The following is a 6,254-nucleotide window of genomic DNA, read 5'->3' on the forward strand; positions in this document are numbered from 1 at the left end:
CCCAGAAGGAGCTCAGCTCCGTTAGCAGGGAGGGTGCAGCCGGTACGGCGGGGTTCACGGGGGCCGGCGCGAACGGTGTCCAGACGGCTTCAGCCACCACGTCGCACGTCTCCGCCGGAGGCGGAGGCGGCTACGGAGGCGGCGGGAGCGGAAGCTGCACGACCTTGCGGGTGCAGGGCACCGGCTCCACTCAGACCGCATCGATCTCCTTCGGCGGCGCCGGTGGAGCAGGAGGCAGCTATCGCAGCCCCCGGTTGAACAACAGCACTGTCTCCGCGGCCGCCAACGGCGCGGCGGAGGCGGGCACCCGTCGCCCGGGCTCCATCACCATCAACTTCTGAACCGCCGGCACGGCGAAGCGCCCGTCGTGCGCCGACCGCTGGCGCTCCTTCCCTGAAGCGCCGTCTCCTGTCGCTGGAGACGGCGCTTCGTGCTGTCCGGGCGCTGATCGGACTGCCGGTGCGGCTTGCATGACTACGCAGGCCGCAGCGCTGCCCCCTTGCGCCCGGCTCATGGTCGCCGCTCTCCGGCCGTCGGTCAGCCGGCGGCTACCTGCCGGGAATCTGTGGACCGGCTTCACAAGGATCAGAACCTGACGGATGGTACGAACCGGCACCAGGCGGGCAAAGCGGACATCGACGGTGACGTCGCAGGTCCGAGAGCTTCGTACCATCGGAAGAGGGGGAGTCGTGTCAATCATCTCTCTGCATGCCGTCCTGTGGCCCGCAGCATCCAGTCCGCGACGGATCAGCGAGGACGGGCAGCCCATCCGCGATGCCGGCCCCGACACCCTCTACGACCGGGACCTCCATCCCGCGCCGGTGCCGTTTAACCGTTCGACCAGCGCGTTCATCTCCCGGCACGAGCGCACCAGGATCTACACCCCCCGGCACAACGGGAAGATCGAGCGCTACCAACGGCTGATGAGCGACGAGTGCCTCTACGCCCGCCGCTACGAATCCGAGACAGAACGGAGGGACGCGATCGGCGTTTGGAACCACCACTACAACTACTGTGAGTCTTGGGGCGGCTGGTCTGGAACTGGCTGGCAGGTTGAGCGTCGTGCTGCTTCCGCGCCGAGGCCGTGGCTCTTACAACTATTCGCCCCCATCGGGTGCGTTTCGATGGACATGTCCGGCTCCGGCGTGGGGTGGCCGGCGCTCGCCCGGCCCACTCCGATGGCTTGATCAGAAGACTGTCCGTCCTCGTCCTCTCGGCGAGGTCGTGACTCATCACAGTATTGCCCCGAAGTGACTTCCATCCAGGCTCGCGCCGGCCCGTAGCGGCCGCGTCATCAGTCCTGACTTGGAAGGAAATACGAACCGCCATGGCCATCGTCGCGCATACCCGCCCGTTCGTCATCGGAGTGGATACCCATGCCCGCAACCACAGTTTCGCGGTCCTGACTGCAGCCACCGGCGAGCAAATCGCTGCCAAGCAGTTCCCGACGACGTCCGCGGGCCTGAATCGCGCCGTGGCCTGGGTCTCTCGTCTCATTGGCGGGAACCTGACCGCTCTATGGGGGATCGAAGGCGCCGCTACCTATGGCGCACGGCTCGCACGAGTCGTGCCCGACGCTGGCTACGAAGTCGCCGAGGCAGCCAGGATGGATGCTCGGACACATCATCGCGTTGGTAAGTCGGATCTCCTCGATGCGCACCGCATCGGCGCCTCGGTACTGCCGCTGGAAGACGACCGGCTACGCCATCCCCGCTCCGACGCCGGCTTGCGTCCCGCGTTACGCGTCCTGACGAGCGCGCGGGAGAACATGAGCTCGGAGCGCACGGCCAGCGTCAACGCTCTCACCGCCCTGTTGCGCACCGCAGATCTTGGCCTCGATGCGCGGAAGCCGCTGACAAACGGGCAGATCACCGAGGTGGCGTCTTGGCGCACTCGAGTTGAAGACCTCGAGCTCGCGGCTGCTCGAGCCGAGGCTCACCGGCTGGCCAAGCGAGTTCGTGCTCTCGACATTGAGCTCGCCGACAACCGCTCGCAGCTCGAGGAGCTTCTGCGTCAGAGCAAAGCTGCCCCATTGCTGGACGTGATCGGCGTCGGGCCCGTGACCGCTGCAGTCGCCTATTCAGCATGGTCACACCGTGGGCGCTTGCGTGACGAAGCTGCCTTCGCGGCGTTGGCCGGCGTGAGTCCCATCCCTGCATCGTCGGGAAACACGACTCGCCACAGGCTGAATCGCGGAGGCGATCGAAGGCTCAATCGCGCGCTCCACATGGCCACGGTCACCCGAATGGTTCACGACCCCGAGACACGCGCTTACGTTGACAGACGGCGAGCTGAGGGGCGCACGACAAAAGAGATCCGACGCTGCCTCAAGCGCTACCTCGCCCGGCGGATCTATCGAACTCTCGAGGCGCTCCACGCGGCGCCGACCACGGCTTGACAGACATAGAAGAGTCCATCGGCCCCACACCGCCTGCGGCGATCAGCCCCCGGCCCCACACCGCCCGCGGCGATCAGCCCCCGGCCTCACGCCTCCGCACCGGCGTCGACAACGTCATGACCAACTACATCTAACCGCCCTACGCGGGCATTAAGAAGGCCCTGCCCATCCGGCTGTCCCGCTGAGCCGAGCTGGTTCGATCACTGCGCCGCTGTGCTGGGCAACGCGCGTCCGGGAATTACGCTGGTGTGCTGGCCCTCAGGTATCACCTGTGCCCAGCCACCGGCCGAGCTCTGCGACGTGCCCCGCGATCACGTCGGCCGATCGGCGCGCCACCTCAGGGGACCGGCCGTAGGGATCCAGCACGTCGGCGGCCGAAAGCTGCGCACCCGACCGCGCCCAGGCGCGGATCCCGGCCCGATGCGCTCCTGCGCCCACGCCGGGGGGTGAGTCCGCTGACGCGCCGGAGTCAGCCAGCGCACCGGTTGAGGTGAGCATCACCGTGCGTAGCCCTACTGCGGGCCATTCCTCGATGATCCACGCCCGCTGCCGCTTGCTCATCGTCACGATCAGATCGGCACGCACCGCGGCAGCCTGATCCAGCTGCGCCCCGACCAGCCCGTCGGGCGAGAGGCCGAACCGTGCGAACTCCGGCAGCATCTCGGCGGCCACCGGCGCTCCTACCAGCGCCATCGTTCCCCTGGAGCGCACCTCGACTCCCGCCACGCCGCTCCCTGCAAGTCGGCGTCTCAGCAGTGCTTCGGCGAACGGTGACCGGCACACATTACCGGTGCACACCATGAGGATCGAGAAGGGCAAGGAGGCCATGCTCGAGTATGGCGGCGGTTGGTCCGTGCGGCGCAACTGGCGGCTCGGCCCGCTCCACCTCGCGCGCCCCCTCACACGCTTAGTCGGCGCCCGAGGCATATCCTGCACAGGTGAGTTCCGCCGCCCATCCCGCCGCTCAGCCCCCGGTGCGGCGCAAGCCCCTGCTCGCCGTCCTCCTCGCCCCACTGTTCATGGCACTTGTTGCCGTGAGCGTCATCAACGTGGCGCTGACCGCCATCGGCGAGAGCCTGGACGCGAGCTCCGGCGGCCTGCAGTGGGTGATCTCCGGGTACGCCCTCGCCTTCGGCATGCTGCTGGTGCCGGCCGGACGCGCGGGCGATGCCACCGGCAGGCGTCGCATGCTCGTGATAGGCATCGGGATCTTCACCCTGGGCTCCCTGCTCTCCGGTTTCGCGCCCAGCGTGGAGATCCTCAACGTCTCCCGCATCCTGCAGGGCATCGGTTCGGGCCTGCTGAACCCGCAGACGGTCGGCCTGATCCAGCAGCACTTCCGTGGGCAGGCCCGCGCCCGGGCCTTCGCGTTCCTGGCCACCACCGTGGCCGTCGCGACGGCCGTCGGCCCCGTGATCGGCGGCCTGCTGATCCAGATCCTGGGGCCCGACCAGGGCTGGCGCTGGATGTTCTTCATGAACGTCCCCATCGGCGTGCTCGCCATCCTGGGCGCCTTCCACTACCTGCCCGACGACCGTGCCGCCCGCACCGGCCAACGCGCGGACCTCGACCCGGTGGGCACGATCCTGCTGTCCGTGGCGATCCTGTGCATCATGCTGCCGTTCCTGGAGCGCGGCGTGAACGCCGTGATCTGGCTGGCCTTCCCCGTGGGGCTGCTGCTGGTGGGCCTGTGGTGGGGCTGGGAGCAGCGCTTCAAGCGCAAGGGCCGCCCCCCGATGGTGGACCCCGCGATCTTCGCCAACAAGGCGTTCCGCAACGGCATCCTCATCGTCTCGGTGTACTTCCTGGGCTCCACCAGCATCTGGATCATCGTCCCGCTGTACCTGCAGATGCACCTGGACCACACCGCGTTCGAGGCCTCCCTGCTGGGACTGCCCTCGGCCATGGCGGCAGCCGTCTCCTCGCAGATCGCCGGGCGGTACGTGCTCGCCCTGGGCCGCCGCATGGTCATCTACGGCTTCGCCGTGGCGCTCGTCGGCCTGGGCGGCACCGCCCTGCTGGCCGGCCCCGTCGAGTCGGGCGCGATCTCCTTCTGGCTCCTGGCCGCCCCGCTGACGCTCATGGGACTCAGCAACGGCATGACCATCTCGCCGAACCAGACCCTCACCCTGAACTCCGTGGACCCCCGTTACGGCGGCGTGGCCGGCGGCATCCTGCAGCTGGGGCAGCGCGTGGGTGCAGCCCTGGGCACCGCCATGATCCCCGGCGTGATCTTCTCGCTGACCGAGTCGGGCACCGAATGGCTCGAGGCGTTCATGATCGCCCTGGTGGTCATCATGGTGCTGACCGTGATCGCGATGGGCGTGAGCATCCATGACCGGGCCCGTGAGAAGGCCCAGCCGGGCGCTTTGTGAGAGGAACCGGGGGACAGCACGACATGAGCAGGCGCAGGCAACGGGGCCACGCGCGCATCATCCCCACCGGGTGGGACGACGCATCCGGTATCCCCGCCGGGTGGGACGAGGTGCCCGGCCCCGAGGACCGCCCCGCCAGCGGCACGTCCGCCCGGGCACAGACGCGAACCGAGCCGGAGGGCCATGCCGGCGGAGCGGGGAAAGAGAAGTCCCGACGTCGGCTGATCGCCATTGCTGCCGTGCTGGCCCTGGTGATCGGCCTCGGGATCGTCCTGCCCGCGCTGCTGAACCGCGGCCGGGGTCCGGAGGCGACGGTGCGGGAGTACCTCGATGCCCTGGTCTTAGGTGACACGGCCACCCTGCGCGAGCACACCTTCACCGGCAGCGGGCCCGGCACCGCGGCCATGACCGATGAGGTCTACTCCGCCGCCACCGATCGGGTGCAGGACTACGAGGTGCTGGAGGTCCGCACGGAGGGGGAGAGCGCGACTGCCACCGTGCTGCTCGACAACGGCACCCACCAGTACGAGTCCACTGTCACCCTCACCGGCCACTCCCGGAACTTCTACAGCCCGCTGGAATGGCGCATTGATCCCGTGGACTACGGGACGGTGGAGCTGTTCGTGCCGCCCTTCGCGGAGGAGCTCCTGGTCAACGGCACCACCATGGCCATGGACCGCGTGCGTCGCCCCACCGTGGACGGGCAGTACGAGACGGTGCTCCAGCTCCTGCCCGGCACCTACGAGATCGCCCTTCCCGGCAGGGGCGAGCTGGTCGCACCGCTTCCCCTCGAGATCACCGTGCTGCCGTCCCTCGGGCCCGAGGCGCGCTACATCCGGGGCCAGGAGCTGGGCTACGACATCACCGAGGCGGGCCGACAGGAGATCGAGCAGCAGGTCTCATCCCACCTCGAGGACTGTGCCGACAGCCAGGCGCGCCAGCCCGACCTCTGCCCCTTCTCGGCACCGGTGGGGGAGCGGGAGGCCGGGCAGCCCTCGGGCGGGACCTGGGAGATCCTCGAGCAGCCGCAGCTGGAGATCACGCCTGCGCTCAACGGAGGGTTCGACGTCGTCGGGACCGGTGGCAGTGCACGCTTCACCCCGCACGCGGGGCCAGACGGCACCGCGCAGGAGGCGATCACCGTGGACTTCGAGGTGAGCGCACTGGTGTTCCAGGACCCAGGAGGCGGTCTCCACGCCATCGTGCTGGGGGCGAGCGGGCGGTACGGAGTGGTCGTCTGCTACGACTCCGAGACGGGGCAGAGCTCCGTCTCGGCGGATGCGGTGACGGGAACAGTCGACTGCGCGTGACCCGCCCACGAATCACATCGATGTCATTCTGAATCGCGCCTGACCTGCGTAAAAAGCGCGCAAAATTCGGCGGCCAGGCAAGGGGAGGCACTACCGAAGTCGGCGCTTTGCAGGCAGTGTGAGAAGGTCCGATCTCCAGCGGCGTCGCTGGCGGATCGAACTGCGTGATGC

Annotated in this window: 5 protein-coding genes and 1 pseudogene; 5 read left to right on the top strand and 1 reads right to left on the bottom strand. The window is 68.6% G+C overall.

All coding sequences use genetic code 11. From position 1 onward, the window contains the following. Positions 1–164 precede the first annotated feature (164 nt). The 3 genes and pseudogenes from IOE58_RS04225 to IOE58_RS04235 all read left to right on the top strand — a co-directional run bounded on the left by IOE58_RS04225 (position 165) and on the right by IOE58_RS04235 (position 2,398). Entirely contained in the window at positions 165–341 is a 177-nt protein-coding gene (locus IOE58_RS04225; RefSeq protein ID WP_193865158.1) for a hypothetical protein, read from the top strand. Between the two features lie 510 nt (positions 342–851). Beyond that, positions 852–1,013, top strand: a pseudogene (locus IOE58_RS04230) (integrase core domain-containing protein); the annotation flags it as partial. Between the two features lie 314 nt (positions 1,014–1,327). Continuing rightward, positions 1,328–2,398, top strand: coding sequence for an IS110 family RNA-guided transposase (locus tag IOE58_RS04235; protein WP_193865159.1), 1,071 nt, complete (start codon positions 1,328–1,330; stop codon positions 2,396–2,398). A 258-nt stretch (positions 2,399–2,656) separates the two neighbouring features. On the opposite strand, the gene IOE58_RS04240 is transcribed toward IOE58_RS04235, so the two are convergent. Beyond that, positions 2,657–3,325, bottom strand: coding sequence for an arsenate reductase/protein-tyrosine-phosphatase family protein (locus tag IOE58_RS04240; protein WP_311199689.1), 669 nt, complete (start codon positions 3,323–3,325; stop codon positions 2,657–2,659). 11 nt (positions 3,326–3,336) lie between these two features. On the opposite strand from IOE58_RS04240, the gene IOE58_RS04245 reads away from it, so the two are divergent. Further along, complete coding sequence (locus IOE58_RS04245) at positions 3,337–4,773, top strand: MFS transporter (RefSeq protein WP_348981861.1); 1,437 nt, start codon at positions 3,337–3,339, stop codon at positions 4,771–4,773. A gap of 23 nt (positions 4,774–4,796) precedes the next feature. Then, on the top strand, positions 4,797–6,083 hold the full coding sequence (locus IOE58_RS04250) for a hypothetical protein (protein ID WP_193865161.1): 1,287 nt from the start codon (positions 4,797–4,799) through the stop codon (positions 6,081–6,083). Positions 6,084–6,254: the final 171 nt, after the last annotated feature.

The organism is Brachybacterium epidermidis, from assembly GCF_015209585.1.
GTDB lineage: Bacteria > Actinomycetota > Actinomycetes > Actinomycetales > Dermabacteraceae > Brachybacterium > Brachybacterium epidermidis.

What these genes read in the sequence shown, in the direction of transcription:
- IOE58_RS04235 (WP_193865159.1), top strand. Translation starts at nt 1,328, where the DNA reads ATGGCCATCGTCGCGCATACCCGCCCGTTCGTCATCGGAGTGGATACC.
- IOE58_RS04240 (WP_311199689.1), bottom strand. Translation starts at nt 3,325, where the DNA reads ATGCCTCGGGCGCCGACTAAGCGTGTGAGGGGGCGCGCGAGGTGGAGC.
- IOE58_RS04250 (WP_193865161.1), top strand. Translation starts at nt 4,797, where the DNA reads ATGAGCAGGCGCAGGCAACGGGGCCACGCGCGCATCATCCCCACCGGG.